Raw genomic sequence first — 22,187 nt, forward strand, 5'->3', positions numbered from 1 at the left:
GCCACCTCAGGACAGCATCTCGTCGTAGATCTTCTGGCACTCGGGGCAGACCGGGAACTTCTTCGGGTCCCGGTTGGGCACCCACACTTTGCCGCACAGCGCAATCACCGGCATGCCGGTCACCGCGCTCTCGGTAATCTTGTCCTTCTGCACGTAGTGGGCGAACCGCTCGCGGTCGCCGCCGTCGTGCGAGATATCCGGGCGAGTCTCGCTTTCCGGAATGACCTTGGTCATCACGTCCATGGTCATCGTGTCCTCACACCTCCTCGGTCTCTGTCCACGGTATCGGGTGCGCGGCCGATCAGTTCAGTGTCGGGTCGTGGGGGAAGGTGGCCACGAAAGCGAGCTCCCCGCCCTGGCGCCGCAGCACCCGCGACCACAGTCCCCGGGGATCGGCGCAGAACACGTCATCAACGGTCGCTGGGAGAACATACCAGGCTCCCTGGTCAATCTCGGCTCGGAGCTGACCGGCGCTCCACCCCGCGTATCCGGCGAAAACCCGCATCTGGCGCAGCGCGTCAGCGACGAGCTGCGGCGGGGTGTCCAAATCCACCGTGCCCAACCCGTTCGGCCACGTCTTCGCGTCCATCGCGTCCAGCGACTTCCACCCGAGGGGACGCTGCCCGTCGTCCGGTACCGCCAAGGCCAGACCAGCATCCTGACCGACCGGGCCTCCCGCGAACATCACCGCCGGTTGGCTGACGTGCTCCCCCCACTCCGCGAGAACCTCGCCCACCCCTAGTTCGGAAGGACGGTTGAGGATCACCCCGAGCGTCCCCTCATCCGGGGTGTCGTCGATCACAAAAACCACGGAGCGGTAGAAGTTCGGGTCCTCCAGGAGCGGAGTGGCAACGAGCAGCGCCCCGGTCAGACTCAGCCGATCCATGTGTGCTTCCATACCCGGCCCCGTTCGCTACCTCACGCACTGTTGGGCACTGTCTGCTCAACAATGCCCTGATTCGTGCAGTTGTGCTCTAGTTCTCGTGTCTTTCCACGCCGCCCTCCCGGAGCGCCACTTCGCGGACCGCTTCCGCCACCCGCTGCGCCAGTCCCGGGTGGAAGACGCTGGGGATGATGTAGTGCGGGCTCAATTCTTCTTCGGTGACCACCGCAGCGAGCGCACTCGCGGCAGCCAGCATCATGTCCGGGGTCACCCGGTGGCTCTGCGCGTCCAGCAGGCCGCGGAAGAACCCGGGGAAGACCAGCACGTTGTTGATCTGGTTGGGGTAGTCGCTGCGCCCGGTAGCGACGACGGCGGCGTGCAGGGCAGCGATCTCCGGGTCCACCTCCGGCTCCGGGTTGGCTAGCGCGAAGATGATCGCGTCCTCGTTCATCTCCGCGATCTCCTCCCCGGAGAGCAGGTTGGGCGCCGACACCCCGATGAAGACGTCGGCTCCGCGCACCGCGCCCGCCAGGTCGCCCGCATAGCCGTCCGGGTTGGTGTGCTCGGCGATCCACCGCAGGTTGGCGTCGAGGTCGCCCCGCCCCTGGTGGACAGCGCCGTGGACGTCGCAGACGACCACGTCTTTCGCTCCGGCGTGGAGCAGCAGTTTGAGGATCGCGGTCCCTGCCGCACCAGCGCCCGACATCGCGATGCGCACACTGCCGAGCTCCTTGCCGACCACGCGCAGCGCGTTCTTGAGCGCGGCCAGCACCACGATCGCGGTGCCGTGCTGGTCGTCGTGGAACACCGGGATGTCCAGCAGCTCCCGCAGCCGGGCCTCTACTTCAAAGCAGCGGGGAGCAGAAATATCTTCCAGGTTGATACCGCCGAACCCCGGAGCGATGAGCTGCACGGCGCGCACGATCTCATCGGTGTCCTGGGTGTCCAAAGCGATCGGCCAGGCATCGATGTCGGCGAACCGTTTGAATAGGGCTGCTTTGCCTTCCATGACCGGCAGTGCCGCTTCGGGGCCGATATTGCCCAGGCCGAGCACCGCTGAACCGTCGGTGACCACGGCCACGCTGTTGCGTTTGACGGTGAGGCGTCGGGCATCCTCCGGGTTGGCCGCGATTGCCGCGGAGACCCGGGCCACCCCGGGGGTGTAGGCCATGGAGAGCTCGTCGCGGTTGCGCAGCGGCACCTTCGACCGCATCTCGATCTTGCCGCCCAGGTGCATGAGGAACGTGCGGTCGCTGACCTTGTGGACGGTGACGCCCTCGACCGCGTCCAAGGCTTCGACGATCGCCTGGGCGTGGTTGGTGTCGCGGGCCGCGCAGGTGACGTCGATACGCAGCCGCTCGCGCCCAGAGGAGTTCACGTCGAGCGCGGTGACGGCACCGCCCACACGTTCCACGGCATTGGTGAGGCTGCTCACAGCGCTAGCGCGTCCGTCGATCTCCAGACGGACCGTGATCGAATACGAGACGCTGGGAAGGCTGGCCACGGGAAACTCCTCGTTGTGTCTCAGGGTCGACCGTGCGGACAGGTCGCTACCAGGGGGGATCGGCCCGTGCGGAGGGCTGCAGCGACCACTGGCCGAGGCGGGAGGCGAGCACGCGGGACGGAGGACTGGCGTGGGATCCGGATGAGCGTGGTGCGGGCGCCGGATCAGACGGGAGTGTCCGTTCGGCCTCGGTGTGCTTCCGCGCGCTCTCGTGCCAGACGTTCGATGATATCGACACACGTCGAGTGCGCGATCACCGTCGTGTCCAAGACCACCTGGTAGTGCTTGGGGTCAGCAGGGTCGGTCCGATAGAAGCGCCGGACATAGGCGCTGCGCGCCCGGTCGTTGGCGTCGAGGTCGCGCAGTGTAGGGGGACGCCACGGTCCGGGGTCCGCTTCTCCCCGGTGGAGTGCTTCGAACCGTGCCGCCTCGCGCAGTGCGACCGCTTGCCGGAGCCGCCGCTCCCTGGGCCCGTCGAGCCGGACGTGGAGCGCAGTGGGATGGTCGGCGAGGACCAGCGCTCCGGCCCGGCCGAGAATCACCCCGCCGCTCTGCCCGACCGCCGTGATCACCCGTTCCGTGTGCGCCACGAACTCCTGGTCGTAGAGGACTTTGCCTTCGGCGGTGGTGGGACCCAGCAGGACCGGGTCAACGCCGCTGAAGGTGACACTGGGGAACCGTGCCGCGCTGACCAGGAGCCGTTCCAGGCCGACCGGGGCGCGGTCGTCGTATTCGAGAGCCTCCGCCAGGGGACAACCCAGCCGTTCCGCGACCTCCTCAGGGATCGCCCGGTCCAGGAAAGGGACACCCAGCCGTTCCGCTACCGCGGGTCCGATCACACTTCCCGCGGCACCGTAGGTCGCGGAGATCGTCACCACGGGAGCCATCGCAGACCGCCTTCCATTGGATTTATGGGGTTTTTACCCCGTGGAAGGCTGCTTAGCCGGGGACCGTAGCACCGGTCCCCGGAATCCGGGCCGGGCGTGGTTTAAAAGAGCGCGGACGTCAGATTGCGCCGCGCCTTGGCAACCCTCGGGTCTCCTGCCGGAAGCATCTCGAACAGGCCGAGCAGGTGCTTGCGCGCCCGGTCCCGATCGTCGTCACTGGTCCGGCGGACGGTTGCCACCAGCCGGTCGAAAGCGTCCTCGACGTTTCCGGCGTACATGTCGAGGTCGGCGACCGCGCACTGGGCTGCCACGTCAGTGGGATTGTCGGCCGCCTGCTGGCGGACCTTTTTGACGTCGAGGTCACGCACCCGGGCCAGCAGTCGCACCTGGGCGAGGCCCATCGTGTAGTCCGCGTTGCGCGGGTCTTTTTCCAACGCCTCGGTGTAGGCGGCCTCTGCCGCGGCGAAGTCGCCGCGCTGCACTGCCTCAGCGGCCTTCGCCTGCACAGGGTTGTGCTTGGGCTGCTGCTCTGCGGGCTGGGCTGGGCCGACACCGGTGAAGTTCTGCGGCAGCACCCCCTGTTGCCGCAACGCGGAAAAGACTTGGGTGAGCAGGTCACGCGCCTGGTTCTCGTTGATCGCCCCCACCGCGATCGGCTGAATCTGGCCGCCCAGGGCGAGGTAGAGTGCGGGCACCGCCTGGGCACGCAGGGCCTGGGTCAACTGCGGGCTGACCCCGGTGTCGATCTTCGCCAGCAGCCACTGCCCCTGGGATTCGGCAACCAGTTTGTCCAGCGCCTGCTCGGTCTGTTTGGACTCTCCTGACCACCCCGCCAGGAGCACCAGCACAACAGGAACCTGGAGGGACCGTTCCAGGACCTCGCGCTGGAAGTTCTCCTCGGTGACGTCCACGGCGTAAGGATTGGTGTTCCCCGCCTCCGCCGCGGCCTGTCGTTGAGCCTCACGTTCAAGGGCCGCTTTGCGCGCGCCGAGATCGACCGCGCCGTACGTGGAGAATTCCGAAGGCTGCATACCTCCATCCTGCCGTATCCGTGCCGACCGCGGTGAATCTCGCCCCCGTTACCGGTGCGTGCCGTACCTAACTTTCAGCGCGGAAGTCTCCGTAGTTCACCCGCAGTTTCCGGAAAACGGTGTAGATCTCCCACAGCTCTTCGTCGCTGTAGCAGCCCAGGCCGAACTCCATGTCGAGCAGGTCGCGGGTGGCCCGTTCCACGACCTCGCGGCCGGCGTCGGTGATCTCGGCGAGAGTGCCGCGCCCGTCGCGGGGATTGGGTCGGCGCCGGACGAACCCCTGGCGCTCCAGGCGGTCGATGGTGTTGGTGACACTGGTGGGATGCACCATGAGCCGCTCGCCGATCTTGCCGAGCGGCAGCGCGCCAGTGGAGCTGAACGTGAGAAGAACCAGCGCTTCGTAGCGGGCGAAGGTCAGTTCGTACGGCTTCAGCACAGCATCAAGCTGTCCGAGGAGAAGCTGCTGTGCTCGCATGATCGAGGTCACAGCCGCCATGGCTGGGGACTTCCCCCAGCGGGCAGCCCAGTTGTCGTGTGCGCGCTCGATCGGGTCGAACGGGAGGTTCAGCGGGTTTCCCACACGGGACACTCTAGCGACCCCCGTGCTGCGCCCTGGCAGGGGTGCTGCGAGGCCGCTGCCCGGAAGCGCGGGGCAGTCCGGGCAGCGGCAGGAGCCGTCAGGAGGCGGGCACCGACAGCAGGAGGGCGTCGCCCTGCCCGCCGCCGCCGCACAGGCCTGCGGCACCCAGTCCACCGCCGCGGCGGCGCAGCTCGTGGACGAGGTGCAGCACGATCCGTGCCCCCGACATGCCGACCGGGTGGCCTAGCGCGATCGCTCCGCCGTTGACGTTGACGATGTCCTCGCTGACGCCCAGCTCGCGCATGGACTGGATGGCCACGCTGGCGAACGCCTCGTTGATCTCGACGAGGTCGAGGTCAGCGACATCCCGTCCCGCTTTGGCCAGCGCGTGCTTGATCGCGTTCGCCGGCTGGCAGTGCAGGGAGTTGTCCGGGCCTGCGACGTTGCCGTGCGCCTGGATCTCCGCGAGGATCTCGCATCCCAGCTCTTCTGCTTTCGTCCGGCTCATCACCACGACCGCGCACGCGCCATCGGAGATCTGGGAGGAGGATCCAGCGGTGATCGTGCCGTCCGGGTCGAACGCGGGGCGCAGCCGGGCCAGGGCTTCCACAGTGGTGTCGGGGCGCACCCCTTCGTCGGTGTCGACGATCGTGGGGTCGCCTTTCCGCCGCGGTACTTCGACGGGGACGATCTCGTCTTTGAACAGTCCCGCTTCGATAGCGGCGGCGGCCCGCTGGTGGGAGCGCGCCGCGAACGCGTCCTGCTCTTCCCGGGTCATGCCGTGGCGGGCGTTGTACCGCTCCGTGGACAGGCCCATGGACACGTGGTCGAAAGCGTCGGTCAGGGCGTCGTGGGCGGTGGCGTCGAGGACCTCGATGGAGCCGTACTTGTAGCCGTGGCGGGCTTTGGGGAGGACGTGCGGGGCATTCGTCATGGATTCCATTCCGCCGGCCACGACCACGTCGAATTCCCCGGCGGTAATGAGCTGATCAGCCAAGGCGATCGCGTCGAGGCCGGAGAGGCAGACTTTGTTGATGGTGAGCGAAGGCACGCTCATGGGGATTCCGGCTTTGACGGAGGCCTGCCGTGAGGGGATCTGCCCCTGGCCGGCCTGCAGGACCTGGCCCATGATGACGTAGTCCACCTGGTCACCGGAGATCCCTGCCCGCTGCAGGGCAGCTTTGATCGCTATCGCCCCCAGGTCCACGGCGGCGAAACCGGAGAGTGCTCCGAGGAGCTTTCCGATGGGGGTGCGTGCGCCGCCGACAATGACCGATCCAGGCATGTGTCCCAGCCCTCCTTGTTCCGTCCCTCACCTGGTCTGTCACGATACAGACAGCCGCGCCCAACGGGCTGAGGGAGGTAGGACGTTGTTCACTCGCATCGACCACATCGGTATCGCCTGCCGGAATCTCGACGAAGCCATCCGCTTCTACCGGGAGACCTACGGCTTTGAGGTGACCCACGAGGAGGTCAACGAAGAGCAGGGGGTCCGGGAGGCGATGCTGCGGATCAACGGGACGGACGACGGCGGGGCGAGCTACCTGCAGCTCCTGGAGCCGATCCGCGACGACTCTCCGGTCGCGAAGTTCCTGGAGCGCCACGGGGAGGGCGTGCACCACATCGCGTTCGGCACCGCGGACGTGGCGGAGGCCGCTGCGACGGTCCGGGAACGCGGTGTCCGTGTACTCTACGAAACTCCGCGCAACGGCTCGATGGGATCGTTGATCACTTTCTTGCACCCGAAAGACTGTGGCGGGGTGCTCACTGAATTGGTTCAGGCGCGGACGGACGGTGCTCCGTCGGCAGAGTAACCGGCGGTGAAAAACAGCCACCCGGTTCCGCGAGAACAATCACCCTCCGGAACTGGGTGGATACTCAAGCATGCACGGAGTGGCCAAAAACTTCGGTTCTCTCCCAAACCACCTCCCGTGAGCGTCATGACTTGATAAAGTCTCCTAGCCGCCTTTTCATCGTCGGCGGGTGCTGTTCCAACCCAGGCGGTCCATGTCTTCGTTTTCTGGTGGGCACAAAACGCCAGTTCGTTAGACAATCAACACAATCCCATAGCATTGCGGTGAACTCACCGCACTATCCGCTGTCGCGGAGTAGGCTCCGGTCCGGAGAGCTATCTTCGCGCCAGGCAGCGCAGACACGGCTCCAGCCGAACGCTGCGACGTTCGCCTCGCCGAAACGAAGACATCCGTCCGTAATGTAGCCGTCTCGTCACCTGTTCAGGATTCCGCCACATGTCGTCCGATATTGACGCCCAGCTCAGTAATTTTTTCGATGAAAACAACCCGGAGACGGAGTTCGACATTGTCCTGCGCGGCTACGACCGTACCCAGGTCAACGAGTATCTCGCTCAACTCCGTCAGGAAGGCCGCCAGGCCCGTGAAGAGGCTGAGAAGCTTCGCAAGGAGCTAGCTGAAGCGAAGCGCCAGCTCCAGGAGCAGGAGCGGCCCACCTATTCCGGTCTCGGTGCCCGCATCGAGCAGTTGCTGCGTCTGGCCGAGGAGCAGGCCACGGAGCTCGTGCAGGACGCTCGGGCCAAGGCTAACGACATCAAGGTGGCCGCCAAGGTGGAGGCCGCTGAGATGCGCGCCGCGGCCGAGAACGAAGCCACCGAGCTGCGTACCACCGCGCAGCGCGAAGCCGACGAGCTGCGTCAGTCCGCCGAGCGGGAGGCGGAAGAGATCCGCACCTCTGCGCAGCGCGAAGCCGACGAGCTGACCGCCGCCACGGAGCGCGAAGTCCAGAAGAAGCGCGCCGCCGTGGACCACGAGATCGCGGAGAAGCGCGCCACCTTCGAGGGTGAGATCGCCAAGCTGCGCACCACGACCGAGCGGGAGTGCGCCCAGGCCCGTGCCGCTGCCAAGCGGGAGCGGGACGAGATGATCCAGGCCGCGAAGCGCCAGGCCGACGAGATGCGGTCGCAGGCGCAGCGGGCCCTGGAGGAGAGCGAAGCCCGGCGCGCCCAGGAAGAAGCCGAGTTCGAGATCCAGCTTGCTGCCCGCCGGGAGGAAGCCGAGCGGCAGGACGCCGAGCGGCTGGCCGCTGCACAGGCCGCCACGCAGAAGCTGGTCGCCGAGGCTGAAGAGCGGGCCGCGAGCGCCGAGCAGCGGGCCGCCAAGGCCAGCGCGCAGGCCGAGCAGACCCGCCGCGATGCGGAGCAGCACGCCAAGCAGGTGGTGGCCAACGCGAAGAAGCAGGCCGAGCAGATTACCTCGGAGGCCAAGTCCAAGGCCCAGCACATGGTCAGCGACGCCAAGGCCGAGGCCGAGCGGATTCTGACCAAGGCCCGCCAGGAGGTCGACGAGCTGACCCGCCAGCGCGACAGCATCCAGTCGCACCTGCAGCAGCTGCGGCAGCTGCTGGGTGGCGGCGGTGGCGCCTTCCCCGCTCCTGCTCCCCCCGCCCCGGAGCCCGCAGCGATCGAGTCGAACAACGGCCAGGAGTCCGGTCAGAAGCAGCCGGTTGCTGCGTCGAGCAGCAAGGGCAGCGCCGAGGACGAGGACTGGTGGCAGGAGTAGTCTTCGCGGGTAGCGCGAGCAGCCTGCAGTAGTTGGGGCCCGGTCCGCTGGACCGGGCCCTGACGTTTGTGCGGTGTCGACCCCCAGATGCGGCGCGGTCCGTGGCTAAAGCAGGGTGTCTTTCTCGTAGGGGCCGTCCCATTCGGTGGGCAGGGGGTACGCCTGGGGGGCGACCCGTTTGACGATCTCGTTGAGCACAATGCGCACGTACGGCTCCCCCACCCACAGGTGCCTGGCGTTGGGGACGCCGATCACCTCGGCGTGCGGCACGCGGGCGAAGCGCTTACGCGCCTCGTCGGGGCGCAGGTAGTCGTCGTATTCCGGGACAAGCGCGACCAGGGGACGGCCGAACTCCGCCCAGGCGTCCAAGTCGGCGTCGGTAGCGCGGTGCAGGGGCGGGGACAGCAGGATCGCTCCTTGCACGGTGGGGTCGTGCCCCCATTTGAGGGCGAGTTCGGTGCCGAACGACCAGCCCACCAGCCAAGGTTCGGGCAGGTCTTCGAACTCGGTGAATTCGATGGCCGCGGCAACGTCGTAGCGTTCGGCCTCCCCGTCGCCGAACTCTCCTTCACTAGTGCCGTGCCGGGAGGTGGTGCCTCGAGTGTTGAACCGCAGTACCGCGATGTCGGCGAGGGCGGGCAGCCGGTAGGACGCTTTGCGGATCACGTGACTGTCCATCATCCCCTCGGCGGTGGGGAGGGGGTGAAGGAAGATGATGGTCGCTACCGGGTCGTTGTCCTGGGGAAGGGCGAGTTCGCCGACGAGCGCCAGCCCGTCCGCGGTGTGCAGGGTGATGGGGCGCCGCCGGGCGGGGAGCACGCTGCTCGCACGGATCTCCATAGTTCCTCACCAGTGGGTGTGCCTGGAGTCTAAAGTCCTGGATAGTGCCGGGAGTAGCGGACTGTCCGGTGGGTGCGCCGCTCCCAGCAGGAACTGTGCCAGTGTCGGCGGTCCTCCCCGTCACCGAACGCAGCCCACGCCACCACGTGCGGCATGCCCGGCGGTATCTGCTGGGCGCAGCCCGGGCAGCGGTAGGTCTTGACCGCGGCTGAGCCGCTGATCCGGCGGACCGCCCACTCCCCGTCAGGGCCGCTCTCGTATCGCTCTCCGCCGGTGATGCGGTTGATCAGTGCGGACTCGTCGTCGCGGGTCCGGTCGTTCTTTTTTCTGCGACGGGGTCTGTTACGGCGCGGACTCACATGTGACAGCTTAAGAGGTCCGGCGTGGGCAGGAGCGGCGGGACGGCCGGGCAAAGCCCGGCTGTGGTCGCCGAGGGCTTTCCCGCGGGCCGTCCCGGGGTGCGGCCGGTCAGGACCGGAGCGTGTCCTTCCCTTGCTTGGCCAGCATGGTGAGCAGCGGAGCGGTGTCATCGGTGAAGAGTCCTGCCGCGGCCAGCTCCGCCAAGGTCTCGGTGACGTTCTTCACGCCGCGTTCGTCGAGCATGGCGGCGAGACCCTTGGGGTAGCCGCAGCCCAGCCGCATCGCGGTGTCCACGTCGTCGGCGGTAGCGTACCCGTCGCCGATCATGCGGGCCGCGTCGTTGAGGTGCGGGACCAGCAGGAGGTCGGCGAGGCTGATCTGCCCTGGGCCGTCACCGACGAGCTGGGCCAGCGGTGCGGTCGGCTCCGGTTCCGCGGGGTTGTCGGCGCCGGAGTAGTCGTAGAATCCGCGTCCGCTCTTGCGGCCGAGCAGGCCCGCGGCCACCATGCGGCGCAGCAGCGGGGCCGCCGCGTAGCGGGGGCGGCGGAATTCGTCCCACAGGACGTCCATGACGTCGAGGAGCACGTCCAGGCCGACGAGATCCATCAAGGTGAGCGGCCCCATGGGGAATCCTGCCGCGCTGGTGATGGCGGCGTCGATCTGCTCCCGGGTGGCCAGGCCCTGCTCATAGACGGCGACGGCGTGGTTGAGGTACGGCACGAGCAGCGCGTTGGCCACAAACCCGGCCCGGTCGCCGACCGCTACCGGGGTCTTGCCCAGCCGGGTGACGACCTGGGTCGCTGTCTCGCGCACGTGGGGTTCGGTGACGACCGTGGTGACGATTTCGACGAGCCGCATCACCGGTGCAGGGTTGAAGAAGTGCAGCCCGATGACTTTTCCTGGGCGGCTGGTGAGTGCGGCGATTTCGGTGACGGACAGCGAGGACGTGTTGGTCGCCAGGATCGCGGCGGGCGGCAGGATGCGGTCCAGGTCTGCAAAGACAGAGCGTTTGATGTCGAGGCGCTCCGGGACTGCCTCCACAGCGAGGTGCGCGTCGGCGAGGTCGTCGCGGGATGTGGTGAATGTGACGCGTCCGAGGATGGCGCGTTGCTCGTCTTCAGTGAGTTTGCCTTTGGCGACGGCTTTGGCCAGGGATTTCTCCAGGTGTGTCCGGCCGCGTTCCAGGGCGGCGTCGTCGATTTCGACCCCGGTGACGGTGAAGCCCGCACGGGCGAACACTTCGACGATGCCGGCGCCCATCGTGCCGAGCCCGACCACTCCAACCTTGTTGATTTCCTCCACCATGGCCACCACCCTAGACGGGGCGGTTTCCGCTGTTCGCCGGGCCTCCCCGGTTCACGGGAGGCCCGGGTACCGATGCGGGGCGCGGCTCAGCAGTCGACCAGTTCCGGCGACTGGTTGAGGAGTTGGGCACGGGGCGTGATGAAGTCCTGGTAGGCGGTTTCCGCGTCGGGGCGGAACAGGGCGACTTTGTGGCAGTTCTGGAAGGCCAGGCGCAGTCCGAAGTGCCGTTGGACGGCGCCGCGCATCGCGTCGCTGGCGAGCAGCCGCAGGAGTTGCCCGCGTTCTTTTTCGCCTGGCGGCGGGACTTCGTTGGCCGCGTAGTCGAGGCGGTCGGTGGCGATCTGCTCGGCGAGCCGGGTGATGACGTCCCAGGCGTAGGGGAGTGACTCCCGGATGCAGGCGATGAACTCGTCGTCGGTGACCGGGCCGCGGCGGGCCTTGTCGAGGAGTTCGGGTGAGACCGTGAGCGACATGGTGTCCCCTTTCTGACAGGTCCGGGGGTGGTGCTGCGGCGGAGCGTCCTGCTCTGCTCACGTTCCGCTCCCCCAGTGCGACGTTAGGTCTCGTTTCTCCGAGCGTCATGCGGCAGCGGAGTGAGACCTTGCTTACCGTAATTGAAAATGGTTTTCATTATCAACCCGGTTGGGGCATCCCGCGCCACTCGATCCCGCAGAACCGGTAGCGTGCTCTTCGTGCGTCTCGTTATCGCCCGTTGCAGTGTTGACTACGTCGGCAGGCTCACCGCCCACCTGCCTATGGCGCCCCGCCTGATCCTCATAAAGGCAGACGGGTCGGTGTCCATCCACGCCGACGACCGCGCTTACAAACCCCTGAACTGGATGAACCCCCCGTGCACCCTGCGGGAGCAGCCCGGCGAGGACGGCAACCCCACCGTGTGGACGGTCACCCACGCCAAGTCGGGGGAGAAGCTCGTGCTGACCATCGAGGAGATCCTCCACGACAGCACCCACGAGCTCGGCGTAGACCCCGGCCTGCAGAAAGACGGAGTCGAGGCCCACCTCCAAGAACTCCTCGCCGAACACATCACGACCCTCGGCGAGGGCTACACCCTGATCCGCCGCGAATACCCCACCGCGATCGGGCCAGTGGACATCCTGTGCCGCGACGGCAACGGCACGACCGTCGCGGTGGAGATCAAACGGCGCGGCGAGATCGACGGGGTCGAACAGTTGACCCGCTACCTCGAACTCCTCAACCGCGACCCTACGCTCCGCCCGGTGCGCGGCATCTTCGCCGCCCAGGAAATCCGGCCTCAGGCCCGGGTCCTCGCCGCTGACCGTGGCATCACCTGTGTCACCCTGGACTACGACGCGCTCCGCGGGATCGAACCCGACGAGATGCGGCTGTTCTAGCCGTGACCGTCTCCGGGCGGTCCCGCTGGGCCGCCCGGAGAACCCGGGGGAAAATCAGGGCGTTCCCTGAGCGGAACACGGATCCGCCCCGTCCAGCGGGGAACTAAGCTCTCCGCTATGAGCGACTCTTCCCTGCCCGACCGAGGTGACCTTCGCGCCTCTGACGCCGACCGCGACCGGGCCGCGGCGCGGCTGCGCGAGGCACTGGCTGAAGGGCGGCTTACCCCCGACGAGCACTCCGAACGGCTCGATGCGGTCTACCGCGCCAAAACGCTCGGCGACCTCGCCCCGCTCCTCCGAGACCTGCCGGAGACCTCCGAGTCGCCCGACCTCTCCTTCCGCTCGCCTCGCCCGGTCTACGGACGGGAGCGTGTCGTCACCACCAACCCGGACGGCATCTTCTCCTTCGCACTCATGGGGGCGGCGGAACGGAGCGGTCAGTGGACTGTTGCCCGCACCTACCAGGCGCTGGCAGTGATGGGTGGAGTCGAACTGGACCTGCGGGAGGCCCGGTTCACCTCCCCGCACACCACGATCGTCGCCAACGCACTCATGGGCGCGGTCCAGATCATCGTCCCCGACGACATCGAAGTCCGGGTCAACGGTGTAGGGATCATGGGGGCCTACGAAGCCAAAGGCGGTGCCCCCGCCAGCGTCCTGGAACCGGGAGCCCCGGTGGTGCGGATCGTCGGGGTAGCGCTGATGGGCGCCGTCGAAGTAGTCCGCAAACGCCGCAAACACCAGAAAAAGGAAAAGGGCTCTGACCGCGACGACTGAACAGCCCTTTCCTGCTTCCGCCAAGGTCTGACACCGCAGCCGCCCCGTCGTGACCGCAGGCGGCTGCGGACAGCCTCGCACCGCCGCGCCCCGCACGCGGATCCGCCCTCTCCGGCACCCAGTCCGCTTCCCGTCGGGATTCGACAGCGCGACCAGCGCTTTTCTACGCGACACCGGAATGCCCCTTGCTCACCGTCCTCATTCAGTGACAAGCTGCATCCGTCACTGCTTACTTTCTGCGCCTATCCCACTACCCCGGGGATAGGCGCCCGTCAGGAGGATGAGCGTGTCTACACCACCCAGCCCCCCTGTGCACAGACGCACCAGATCGCGCCTGTCCCTCATCGCCGCCGCTACCACGCTCGCGGCGCTGAGCCTCTGCCCTCCCGCCGCTGCATTCCCGATCCCTGTCGCCGACGCGGAACTGCCTGACCTGGTCACGGTCGACGCCATCCGCACCCACCTGCAGAACCTGGAGACCATCGCCGCCTACAATGGCGGAAACCGGGCCACCGGCACCCCCGGCTACGACGTGACTGCACAGTACGTCACCGACCAGCTACGCCGCGCCGGTTACACGGTCACCCGCGACCACTACTCGTTTGAGCAGTGGGTGGAGCACAGCGACCCGGTCCTCACCCAGACCGCACCCCAACACCGGGAGTTCACCCCCGGCGACGACTTCCTGAGCATGGCCTACTCGGGTGCTGGAGACGTGACCGCGCCCGCCGTCCCCGTGGATGCCACCGGAGCCGACAGCGGCTGCGAGGACGCGGACTTCGCCGACTTCCCCGCCGGAGCGATCGCCATCCTCAAACGAGGGACCTGCACCTTCGAAGAGAAGGCGGCCCGCGCCGCCGACGCCGGAGCCGTCGGTGCGGTGATCTTCAACCACGGGGACACCCCCAACGACACCGGCCCCATCAACGGGACGGTGAGCAACCCCGCCGCGATCCCGGTTGTCGGCGCCTCCACCGAGGTCGGTGAAGCACTCCTCGCCGCAGGGGACGGCCTCGAACTGCACCTCAAAGTCGACGCGAGCGTGGAGGAGGCCCACTCCTACAACCTCATCGCGGAAACCCGGGGCGGCGACCGGAACAACGTGGTGGTGGTCGGCGCCCACCTCGACAGCGTGGCCGAAGGGCCGGGAACGAACGACAACGGCAGCGGGGTCGCCGCGGTCCTGGAAATCGCCAAACAGTTGAACCGGCTCGGCACCCCCCGCAACAAGGTGCGCTTCGCCTTCTGGGGCAGCGAAGAATCCGGGCTCATCGGCTCCACCTCGTATGTGGAGCGGCTCTCCGAGAAAGAACGCGAACGGATCGCGCTCTACCTGAACTTCGACATGCTGGGGTCCAGCAACTATGCCCGGCTCATCTACGACGGCCGCAATGAACTGCCCGGCTCTGTCCCTGCACCCTCAGGGTCAGCGGCGATCCAGAAAGTGTTCGAAGACTACTTCACCGCCCGCGGCCTGGCCGCAGAGCCCACCGAGTTCAGCGGTCGCTCCGACTACCGGGCGTTCATGCTGGCCGGAATCCCGTCCGGTGGCTTGTTCAGCGGCGCGGACGGCACCAAGACCGCGGAACAGGCTGCCCGCTACGGCGGTACCGCTGGGGAGCAGTTCGACCCCTACTACCACACTGCCGACGACACCCTCGCCCACATCAACTGGGCGAGCATCGACGAACTCTCCGACGGCGCCGCCTACGCGGTCGAAGTCTTCGCCGACAGCACCCTGCCGGTGAACGGAGTGGCGCCGCTGCGTGCCCGGACCCTGGCCGAGCCCTCCTTCGACCGCTGCGGCGACCGGTGGGAGCGCTGACCCGCACCTCCCCCACTGGCTGAACACCACCCGGGGCCTGCCACGGCGGGCCCCGGGCCGTATCCGTTCCAGACAGGAACGACCGGGGCGGCCGGTGTCCACTCGTCCCCGCGCCGCCGTGCCGGAAAGCCTGGTGGCTAGGGTGAGTCCATGAAAGAACGCGATATCGACACGCCGGTAGTGCTGTCGAAGATCTACACCCGCACCGGTGACGACGGCACCACCGCGCTGGGTGACAGGAGCCGGGTCCGTAAAACCGACGCACGGCTCGTCGCCTACGCCGATGTGGAGGAAGCCAACGCGGCGATCGGGGTCGCGCTCGCGCTCGGGGACGTCCCCGACGAGGTGCGCACGGTGCTGATGCGCATCCAAAACGAACTGTTCGACCTGGGCGCGGACCTCGCCACCCCGGTCGTGCCCAACCCGGAACACCCCCCGCTGCGGGTGGATGCCTCCTATGTGGCCCGGTTGGAAGCGGACTGCGACCGGTTCAACGCGGACCTCCCCGCGCTGCGCAGTTTCGTGCTCCCCGGCGGTTCCCCCGCCGCGGCACTGCTGCACACCGCCCGCGTCGTCACCCGCCGCGCGGAACGGTCCGCGTGGTCGGCGATCGAAACCCACGGGGACTCCGTCAACCCGCTGACCGCCACCTATCTCAACCGGCTCTCCGACCTGCTGTTCATCCTGTGCCGGGTGGTGAACCAAGGCAACGATGTGCTGTGGCGGCCGGGCGGCGACCGCCGCTGACCACCGCACGTTCGTGGCGGTGGCCGAACTCGGCCACCGCCACGAACAAGCACGGCTTACTCGTCGTCGCTGTCCCGCCAGAGGACTCCCGGCGGCAACGATTCCAACCAGGACAGGAAACCCGTCAGGGCGGCGTCGCTCATCGCCAGTTCATAGACCGGCTCCTTGGGGTCGGAGCCGTCCGAGGCGGTCCAGCCCACTTCGACGATCACCAGGTCGTCGGTCAGTTCCCGCAGCTCCTCCCGTTCCGGGGTGCGACGCCCCAGAACGACGAGACCGCGGCGCGGCAGCTCGACTGCCGGCCGCGGCCACAGGGAGAAGATGCGATACCAACGCAGCTCGTCAGTCCCGTACCGGCCGCATCCGATCCGCCACGGGCGGCGTTGGCCGTGCACGGGACGGAGATAGCACTCCACCGCTCCGCCACCGCGTTCCAGGGCGTACCGCCGCACGATGATCGCGACGAGCGCCAGCAGAGCGAGGGCGAGCAGCGAGAAGAACGACCATTCGGCGATGTCGAACCACGTTCCGATGTTCAGCTGCTCCCCCAAGAGTCACCCCCGCATACGCGGGAAGCCCCGTCTCATGTCCGCGCTGGTGCCACCGCTGGACCGGTTAGGCGGCCTCCTCAGCCTTGGCGGCCCGCAGCCGGCCCCGCGCCCGAGCGACACGCGCCCGCATCTCGGCGTCGCCGAGTGCCTCGCGCTCAGCGCTCTTCAGCGCGGCACGGGCCCGCTCCACGTCGATCTCCTCGGCCAGCTCGGCGATCTCCGCGAGAATCGAGACCCGGTCGCTCAGCGTCACAGACATGAAGCCGCCGTGAACCGCGGCACGTACTTCACCGGACTCGCGGGCCCCCAGGACCCGCACGACCGACCCGGGCGCGAGCAGCGCCAGCACTGGAACGTGCCCCGGCTGGATACCGATCTCGCCTTCGACCGTCTTGGCGATCACCATGTCGCCCTCGCCCGCCCACAGTTCCCGTTCGGGCGTGACGAGCTCAACAAAGAGCTTCTTCGACACTGCCATCTCTCCTCAGCCCGAGGGCCGCTCCACCGGGGAGGAGCAGCAGTCCGCCGCTCCTCCCCGTGCTCGCTAGCTCTGCAGCTTCTTCGCCTTCTCGACGGCCATCTCGATGTTGCCGACGTTCAGGAACGCCTGCTCGGGGAGGTGGTCGTACTCACCGTCGCAGATTGCCTTGAAGGAGGCGATGGTCTCCTCCAGCGGCACGAACACGCCCGGGGTACCGGTGAACTTCTCAGCGACGAACATGTTCTGCGACAGGAAGCGCTCCAGCCGCCGCGCCCGGTGGACGATGATCTTGTCCTCTTCGGACAGCTCGTCGATACCGAGGATGGCGATCTGGTCCTGCAGGTCGTGGTTGCGCTGCAGGATCTCCTTGACGCGCTGCGCCACCTCGTAGTGCTCCTGGCCCACGTACTGCGGGTCGAGGATGCGGGAGGTGGAGGTCAGCGGGTCCACCGCCGGGTAGATACCCTTCTGCGAGATCGGGCGGGAGAGCTCGGTCGTCGCGTCCAGGTGGGCGAAGGTAGTCGCCGGAGCCGGGTCGGTGTAGTCGTCCGCGGGCACGTAGATCGCCTGCATCGAGGTAATCGAGTGGCCGCGGGTCGAGGTAATCCGCTCCTGCAGCAGACCCATCTCGTCAGCGAGGTTCGGCTGGTAACCCACCGCCGAGGGCATACGGCCCAGCAGGGTGGAGACCTCCGAACCCGCCTGCGTGAAGCGGAAGATGTTGTCGATGAACAGAAGCACGTCCTGCTTCTGCACGTCGCGGAAGTACTCCGCCATGGTCAGCGCGGACAGCGCGACCCGCAGACGGGTACCCGGGGGCTCGTCCATCTGCCCGAAGACGAGGGCGGTGTCCGGGAGGACGCCCATCTCCTGCATCTCCAGGAAGAGGTCGGTGCCCTCACGGGTACGCTCGCCCACCCCGGCGAACACGGAGACACCACCGAAGTTGCGGGCGATACGGGTGATCATCTCCTGGATGAGCACCGTCTTGCCGACACCCGCACCACCGAAGAGGCCGATCTTACCGCCGCGCACGTACGGGGTGAGCAGGTCGATGACCTTGATACCGGTGACCAGCATCTCGGTCTTCGCCTCGAGCTGGTCGAAGGCCGGGGCCGGCCGGTGGATCGGCCAGTACTCCTTGACCTGCAGTTCCGACTTCGGGATGTCCTGCGGCTCACCCAGGGCGTTGAACACGTGCCCTTTGACGCCGTCGCCCACCGGAACCCTGATCGGCGCACCGGTGTCGCGCACCTCAGCGCCGCGGACCAGGCCGTCCTGCGGGTTGAGGCTGATGGCGCGGACCAGGTTGTCTCCCAGGTGCTGGGCGACTTCGAGCGTGATGGTCCGGGTCTCCCCGCCGAGGGTGACTTCGGTCTTCAGAGCGTTGTAGATCGGAGGCAGGGAGCCGACGGGAAACTCCACGTCGACGACCGGGCCGATGACCCGGGCGATGCGGCCGGTCACCGTTGTGGGTGCGGCCGTCCCTTCAGCAGTCGCAGTCACTTCTCTTACTCACTCCCCGCGCTGGCAGCAGCAAGTGCGTCGGCGCCGCCGACAATCTCGCTGATCTCGTTGGTGATCTCCGCCTGGCGGGCCTGGTTGGCCTGGCGGGTCAGGGTCTTGACAAGCTCCTCGGCGTTGTCGGTGGCCGCCTTCATCGCGGCGCGGCGCGACGCGTGCTGGGATGCGGCCGACTCGAGGAGGGCGAAGTAGATCCGGTTGGTCACGTACTTCGGAAGCAGCTGGTCCAGCACTTCCTCAGCCCCAGGCTCGAACTCGTAGAGGGGCAGCGGCCCCTGCTCGGCTTCGAGCACCTTGGAGTCGACCTCTTCCACCTCCAGCGGCAGGATCCGGGAAGCCCGGGCCCGCTGGTTGATCATGGAGATGAACTCGGTCGACACGATGTGGATCTCGTCGACGCCGCCCTCCGCGGTCTCCTGGATGAACTTCTCCATCAGGGCCGAGGAGATCTCCATGGCGTGCATGTAGGAGGGGCGCTCAGTGAAGCCCTCCCAGGAGTCCGCCAGGGGACGCTCGCGGAACTTGTAGAAGCCGATGCCCTTGCGCCCCACCATGTAGGTGAGCACCTCTTTGCCCTGCTCGTTGAGGAGCGCAGTGAGGCGTTCGGCTTCCTTGATGGCGTTGGCCGTGTAGGCGCCAGCAAGGCCCTTGTCACTGGTGATGACCAGGACGGCGGCCCGAGTGGGGTTCTCCGCCTCGGTCAGCAGCGGGTGGTCGCTGACCCGAGCGGCCACCGCGGACACCGCCCTGGTGATCTCCCGTGCGTAGGGGGCAGCCGCCTCGGCCGCACGCTGCGCCTTGGTAATGCGCGTTGCGGCGATCAGTTCCATCGCACGGGTGATCTTCGCCATCGACTTCGTCGAGCGGATCCTCCGGCGATAGACACGAAGCTGTGCACCCATGGGCTACTTCCCGCTGGTCTTAGCGACCTTGATGGTCTCCTGGCCGACCTCGGACTCGTCCAGCGCCTCGGCAGGCGCCTCGGTGCCGAGGATGGTGCCGTCGCTGGTCTGGAAGGTCTTCTTGAACTCCTTGATCGCGTCAGTGAGCGCCTCAGCGGTGTCGTCCCCGAAGTCCTCCGTCTCCCGGATAACGTCGAGGATCTTGCTGTGCTCACGGCGCAGGTAGGTGAGGAACTCCGACTCGAAGCGCCGGATGTCCTCGACCGGAACGTCGTCCAAGTGCCCGGTGGTACCAGCCCAGATGGAGACGACCTCCTCCTCCATCGGGAAGGGGGAGTACTGGCCCTGCTTGAGCAGCTCCATGAGGCGGGCACCCCGCTCCAGCTGCGCCTTGGAGGCCGCGTCCAGGTCCGAACCGAAGGCGGCGAACGCCTCCAGGTCGCGGTACTGGGCCAGACCCACGCGCAGGGAGCCGACCACCTTCTTCATGGCCTTGGTCTGCGCGGCGCCACCGACACGGGACACCGAGATACCGACGTTGATCGCCGGCCGCTGTCCCTGGTTGAACAGGTCGGACTCCAGGAAGACCTGACCGTCGGTAATGGAGATGACGTTGGTCGGAATGTAGGCCGACACGTCGTTGGCCTTGGTCTCGATGATCGGCAGACCCGTCAGCGAGCCGGCGCCCATCTCGTCGGAGAGCTTCGCGCAGCGCTCCAGCAGCCGCGAGTGCAGGTAGAAGACGTCACCGGGGTAGGCCTCACGGCCCGGCGGGCGGCGCAGCAGCAGCGAGACCGCGCGGTAGGCCTCGGCCTGCTTGGTCAGGTCGTCGAAGACGATGAGGACGTGCTTGCCCTGGTACATCCAGTGCTGGCCGATGGCCGAGCCGGTGTAGGGCGCGATGTACTTGAAGCCCGCGGGGTCGGAGGCGGGCGAGGCCACGATGGTGGTGTACTCCATCGCTCCGGCCTCTTCCAGCGCGGCGCGCACACCGGCGATGGTGGAGCCCTTCTGGCCCACCGCGACGTAGATGCAGCGCACCTGCTTGTTGGGGTCGCCCGACTCCCAGTTGGCCTTCTGGTTGATGATCGTGTCGATGCAGACCGCGGTCTTTCCGGTCTGCCGGTCACCAATGATCAACTGGCGCTGGCCGCGACCGATCGGGGTCAGGGCGTCGATCGCCTTGATACCGGTCTGCAGCGGCTCGTGAACCGGCTTGCGCTGCATGACCGTGGCAGCCTGGAGTTCGAGCTCGCGACGCTCGGTCGTCTCGATTTCGCCCTTGCCGTCGATCGGCCGGCCCAGGGGGTCGACTACTCGGCCCAGGTAGGCGTCGCCTACCGGGACGGACAAGACCTGTCCGGTCCGCCGCACTGTCTGGCCTTCTGCGATGTTGGTGAAGTCACCGAGGACGACGACACCGATCTCGCCGATCTCCAGGTTCTGCGCAATGCCCTGGGTGCCGTCCTCGAACTCCAGCAGCTCGTTCGCCATCGCAGAGGGAAGGCCACTGACGCGGGCGATGCCGTCACCGGAGTAGGTGACGGTTCCGATCTCCTCGCGTGCGGCGGCGTCAGGCTCGTACGACTGGACGAAGCGCTGCAGCGCGTCCCGGATCTCCTCCGGTCGGATCGTCAGCTCCGCCATCTCACGTATGTCCTTGCTCTCGTTGGCGCCGCAGGTGCGGCGCCGTGCGTCTTGCGTTCGTGCGTCGTCGCGTCAGCCGGCCAGGCGTCGCCGAACTTCGGCGATACGCCCCGCGATGGTGCCGTCGATGACCTCGTCGCCCACGCGGATGGAGAGTCCACCCACGATCTCCGGCGTGATCTCGATGTTCAGGTGGATGTCCCGCCCATAGATTCGGGTGAGCGCGGCCTGCAGTCGAGACTGCTGTGCTTCGCTCAGCGGAACCGCGGCCCGTACCACGGCGATGTAGTGCTTGGCCCGCTCGGCCACCAGCTGACTGAAATGCTCGAGACCCTGTTCCAGGGTACGTCCTCGAGGCCGGGTGACAGCCTCGGTGACCAAGGTCAGCGTCGCTGTGCTGACCTTGCCCGAGAGCAGGTTCTCCACCAGGGTGCGCTTGTGCTCGATAGAGGCGCCGTCCGTGGTCAGCGCGGCGCGGAGTTCGGGCTGACCCGCGACGATCCGGCCAAACCGGAACAGCTCGTCCTCGACGCCCTCGAGTTCGCGGGCGCTGGCGTGCTCAGCGACCGTCGCCAGTACAGCGGCCTGTTCGACCGCGTCGACCAGGTCGCGCGGCCGGGACCACTGCGCCCGGACGACGTCGCTGACCACGAGGAGGGTTGCCGGGGACACCTTCGTCTCGAGAAGGCTGTTGACCAGCTCGGACTTGCTGTCCGGGGAGCCGGCGGGGTCCGCCAGCCAGCGGCGCAGGGAGTGCTCCTGGTCCAGCAGGGCCACGACCTCGAAGAGCTCGTGGCCCAACGTGGCTGTGTTGGCGGACGGCAGGATGTCGTCGAGGCGCCGGATCACCTCAGTCAAAGAGGTACGGCTGACACCTTGCATCAACGCACCTCTGCCTGCTGATTAGCCCCGCTTTCCAGTTCAGCGAGGAACCGGTCGATGACCCGGCTCTGCGCGGCGGGGTCAGAGAGGGTTTCTCCGACGATCCGAGCTGCCAGGTCCGCGGAGAGCGCCCCGATCTCGGCCCGCAACTGCGCCATGGCCTGCTGCCGGTCGGCCTCGATCTGAGCGTGAGCCGCCTCGATGATGCGTCGCGCCTCGGCCTGGGCCTCCTCGCGCGCCTCAGCGATGATGGCGGCGCTCTGCTCGCTGGCCTTCTGCAGCTCGGCCGCGTAGGACCGGTGTGCTTCCTCCAGCTTCTCCTGGAACTGCTGACGCAGCTCCTCGGCTTCCGCCTCTGCCTTCTTCGCCCGTTCGATGCCGCCTTCAATGGCGTCGGCGCGCTCGTCGAGCATCTTCGTGACCCGCGGCACCGCGTAGCGGTACACCAGTGCGAAGATCACGGCGAAGGCGATGAGGCCGAAGACGAGTTCGTCGATGTGAATGCGTAGAACGTTCTCTTCGGCGGCCAGGCCCAACATGGTCAGCGCCCCTTCA

At 67.4% G+C, this 22,187-nt stretch carries 24 protein-coding genes; 6 read left to right on the forward strand and 18 right to left on the reverse strand.

Annotated features, from left to right (window positions below; genetic code table 11):
* Positions 1-6 precede the first annotated feature (6 nt).
* The 7 genes from CW348_RS11195 to CW348_RS11225 form a co-directional block, all read right to left on the reverse strand.
* Positions 7-249 (reverse strand): DUF3039 domain-containing protein, encoded by a 243-nt coding sequence (locus CW348_RS11195; protein WP_011292811.1) that lies wholly within the window; start codon positions 247-249, stop codon positions 7-9.
* A 52-nt stretch (positions 250-301) separates the two neighbouring features.
* Complete coding sequence (locus CW348_RS11200; RefSeq protein WP_016189112.1) at positions 302-886, reverse strand: YqgE/AlgH family protein; 585 nt, start codon at positions 884-886, stop codon at positions 302-304.
* 88 nt (positions 887-974) lie between these two features.
* Positions 975-2,387 (reverse strand): NAD-dependent malic enzyme, encoded by a 1,413-nt coding sequence (locus CW348_RS11205; RefSeq protein ID WP_011292813.1) that lies wholly within the window; start codon positions 2,385-2,387, stop codon positions 975-977.
* Positions 2,388-2,551: 164 nt separating this feature from the next.
* Positions 2,552-3,274 carry an AAA family ATPase gene (locus CW348_RS11210; protein ID WP_011292814.1) on the reverse strand — a complete coding sequence of 241 codons (723 nt, stop codon included), beginning with the start codon at positions 3,272-3,274 and terminating at the stop codon, positions 2,552-2,554.
* Between the two features lie 101 nt (positions 3,275-3,375).
* Positions 3,376-4,305: a tetratricopeptide repeat protein gene (locus CW348_RS11215; RefSeq protein ID WP_011292815.1), complete on the reverse strand. Its 930-nt coding sequence runs from the start codon at positions 4,303-4,305 to the stop codon at positions 3,376-3,378.
* A gap of 67 nt (positions 4,306-4,372) precedes the next feature.
* Complete coding sequence (locus CW348_RS11220) at positions 4,373-4,885, reverse strand: MarR family winged helix-turn-helix transcriptional regulator (protein ID WP_016189113.1); 513 nt, start codon at positions 4,883-4,885, stop codon at positions 4,373-4,375.
* 97 nt (positions 4,886-4,982) lie between these two features.
* Positions 4,983-6,170 carry an acetyl-CoA C-acetyltransferase gene (locus tag CW348_RS11225; RefSeq protein ID WP_011292817.1) on the reverse strand — a complete coding sequence of 396 codons (1,188 nt, stop codon included), beginning with the start codon at positions 6,168-6,170 and terminating at the stop codon, positions 4,983-4,985.
* Positions 6,171-6,255: 85 nt separating this feature from the next.
* Between CW348_RS11225 and mce the strand changes: the two genes are divergently transcribed.
* Both mce and CW348_RS11235 read left to right on the forward strand, forming a co-directional pair.
* Positions 6,256-6,699: a methylmalonyl-CoA epimerase gene (gene mce, locus CW348_RS11230; protein ID WP_016189115.1), complete on the forward strand. Its 444-nt coding sequence runs from the start codon at positions 6,256-6,258 to the stop codon at positions 6,697-6,699.
* Between the two features lie 435 nt (positions 6,700-7,134).
* Positions 7,135-8,418, forward strand: coding sequence for a DivIVA domain-containing protein (locus CW348_RS11235; RefSeq protein ID WP_011292819.1), 1,284 nt, complete (start codon positions 7,135-7,137; stop codon positions 8,416-8,418).
* Positions 8,419-8,523: 105 nt separating this feature from the next.
* Here the strand turns inward: CW348_RS11235 and CW348_RS11240 are convergent, their stop codons facing one another.
* The 4 genes from CW348_RS11240 to CW348_RS11255 form a co-directional block, all read right to left on the reverse strand.
* On the reverse strand, positions 8,524-9,258 hold the full coding sequence (locus CW348_RS11240; RefSeq protein ID WP_104613035.1) for an alpha/beta hydrolase: 735 nt from the start codon (positions 9,256-9,258) through the stop codon (positions 8,524-8,526).
* A gap of 29 nt (positions 9,259-9,287) precedes the next feature.
* Complete coding sequence (locus CW348_RS11245) at positions 9,288-9,617, reverse strand: hypothetical protein (protein WP_011292821.1); 330 nt, start codon at positions 9,615-9,617, stop codon at positions 9,288-9,290.
* A gap of 109 nt (positions 9,618-9,726) precedes the next feature.
* Positions 9,727-10,923 carry a 3-hydroxybutyryl-CoA dehydrogenase gene (locus CW348_RS11250; RefSeq protein ID WP_011292822.1) on the reverse strand — a complete coding sequence of 399 codons (1,197 nt, stop codon included), beginning with the start codon at positions 10,921-10,923 and terminating at the stop codon, positions 9,727-9,729.
* Between the two features lie 86 nt (positions 10,924-11,009).
* A complete protein-coding gene (locus tag CW348_RS11255) occupies positions 11,010-11,396 on the reverse strand; it encodes an SCO5389 family protein (RefSeq protein ID WP_011292823.1) in 387 nt (128 codons plus the stop codon).
* Between the two features lie 219 nt (positions 11,397-11,615).
* On the opposite strand from CW348_RS11255, the gene nucS reads away from it, so the two are divergent.
* From nucS to CW348_RS11275, 4 genes are all read left to right on the forward strand, one after another.
* Positions 11,616-12,296, forward strand: coding sequence for an endonuclease NucS (gene nucS, locus CW348_RS11260; protein ID WP_016189118.1), 681 nt, complete (start codon positions 11,616-11,618; stop codon positions 12,294-12,296).
* 117 nt (positions 12,297-12,413) lie between these two features.
* Complete coding sequence (locus tag CW348_RS11265; RefSeq protein WP_011292825.1) at positions 12,414-13,073, forward strand: DUF1707 domain-containing protein; 660 nt, start codon at positions 12,414-12,416, stop codon at positions 13,071-13,073.
* A 280-nt stretch (positions 13,074-13,353) separates the two neighbouring features.
* Entirely contained in the window at positions 13,354-14,898 is a 1,545-nt protein-coding gene (locus tag CW348_RS11270) for a M20/M25/M40 family metallo-hydrolase (RefSeq protein ID WP_051122481.1), read from the forward strand.
* A gap of 150 nt (positions 14,899-15,048) precedes the next feature.
* A complete protein-coding gene (locus CW348_RS11275; protein WP_104613036.1) occupies positions 15,049-15,645 on the forward strand; it encodes a cob(I)yrinic acid a,c-diamide adenosyltransferase in 597 nt (198 codons plus the stop codon).
* A gap of 56 nt (positions 15,646-15,701) precedes the next feature.
* Here the strand turns inward: CW348_RS11275 and CW348_RS11280 are convergent, their stop codons facing one another.
* The 7 genes from CW348_RS11280 to CW348_RS11310 all read right to left on the reverse strand — a co-directional run bounded on the left by CW348_RS11280 (position 15,702) and on the right by CW348_RS11310 (position 22,171).
* Positions 15,702-16,196 carry a DUF2550 domain-containing protein gene (locus tag CW348_RS11280; RefSeq protein WP_011292828.1) on the reverse strand — a complete coding sequence of 165 codons (495 nt, stop codon included), beginning with the start codon at positions 16,194-16,196 and terminating at the stop codon, positions 15,702-15,704.
* 64 nt (positions 16,197-16,260) lie between these two features.
* A complete protein-coding gene (locus CW348_RS11285; RefSeq protein WP_016189120.1) occupies positions 16,261-16,668 on the reverse strand; it encodes a F0F1 ATP synthase subunit epsilon in 408 nt (135 codons plus the stop codon).
* A gap of 72 nt (positions 16,669-16,740) precedes the next feature.
* A complete protein-coding gene (gene atpD, locus CW348_RS11290) occupies positions 16,741-18,183 on the reverse strand; it encodes a F0F1 ATP synthase subunit beta (RefSeq protein ID WP_011292830.1) in 1,443 nt (480 codons plus the stop codon).
* A 5-nt stretch (positions 18,184-18,188) separates the two neighbouring features.
* Positions 18,189-19,103, reverse strand: coding sequence for a F0F1 ATP synthase subunit gamma (locus CW348_RS11295; protein ID WP_011292831.1), 915 nt, complete (start codon positions 19,101-19,103; stop codon positions 18,189-18,191).
* 3 nt (positions 19,104-19,106) lie between these two features.
* On the reverse strand, positions 19,107-20,750 hold the full coding sequence (gene atpA, locus CW348_RS11300; protein WP_278459718.1) for a F0F1 ATP synthase subunit alpha: 1,644 nt from the start codon (positions 20,748-20,750) through the stop codon (positions 19,107-19,109).
* Positions 20,751-20,822: 72 nt separating this feature from the next.
* Positions 20,823-21,632: a F0F1 ATP synthase subunit delta gene (locus tag CW348_RS11305; protein WP_011292833.1), complete on the reverse strand. Its 810-nt coding sequence runs from the start codon at positions 21,630-21,632 to the stop codon at positions 20,823-20,825.
* Positions 21,632-22,171, reverse strand: a complete 540-nt coding sequence (locus CW348_RS11310; protein WP_011292834.1) for a F0F1 ATP synthase subunit B — start codon at positions 22,169-22,171, stop codon at positions 21,632-21,634. Before CW348_RS11310 ends, CW348_RS11305 begins: the two co-directional genes overlap by 1 nt.
* Positions 22,172-22,187: the final 16 nt, after the last annotated feature.

It is taken from the genome of Thermobifida sp., assembly GCF_017577275.1.
GTDB classification, from domain to species: domain Bacteria; phylum Actinomycetota; class Actinomycetes; order Streptosporangiales; family Streptosporangiaceae; genus Thermobifida; species Thermobifida fusca.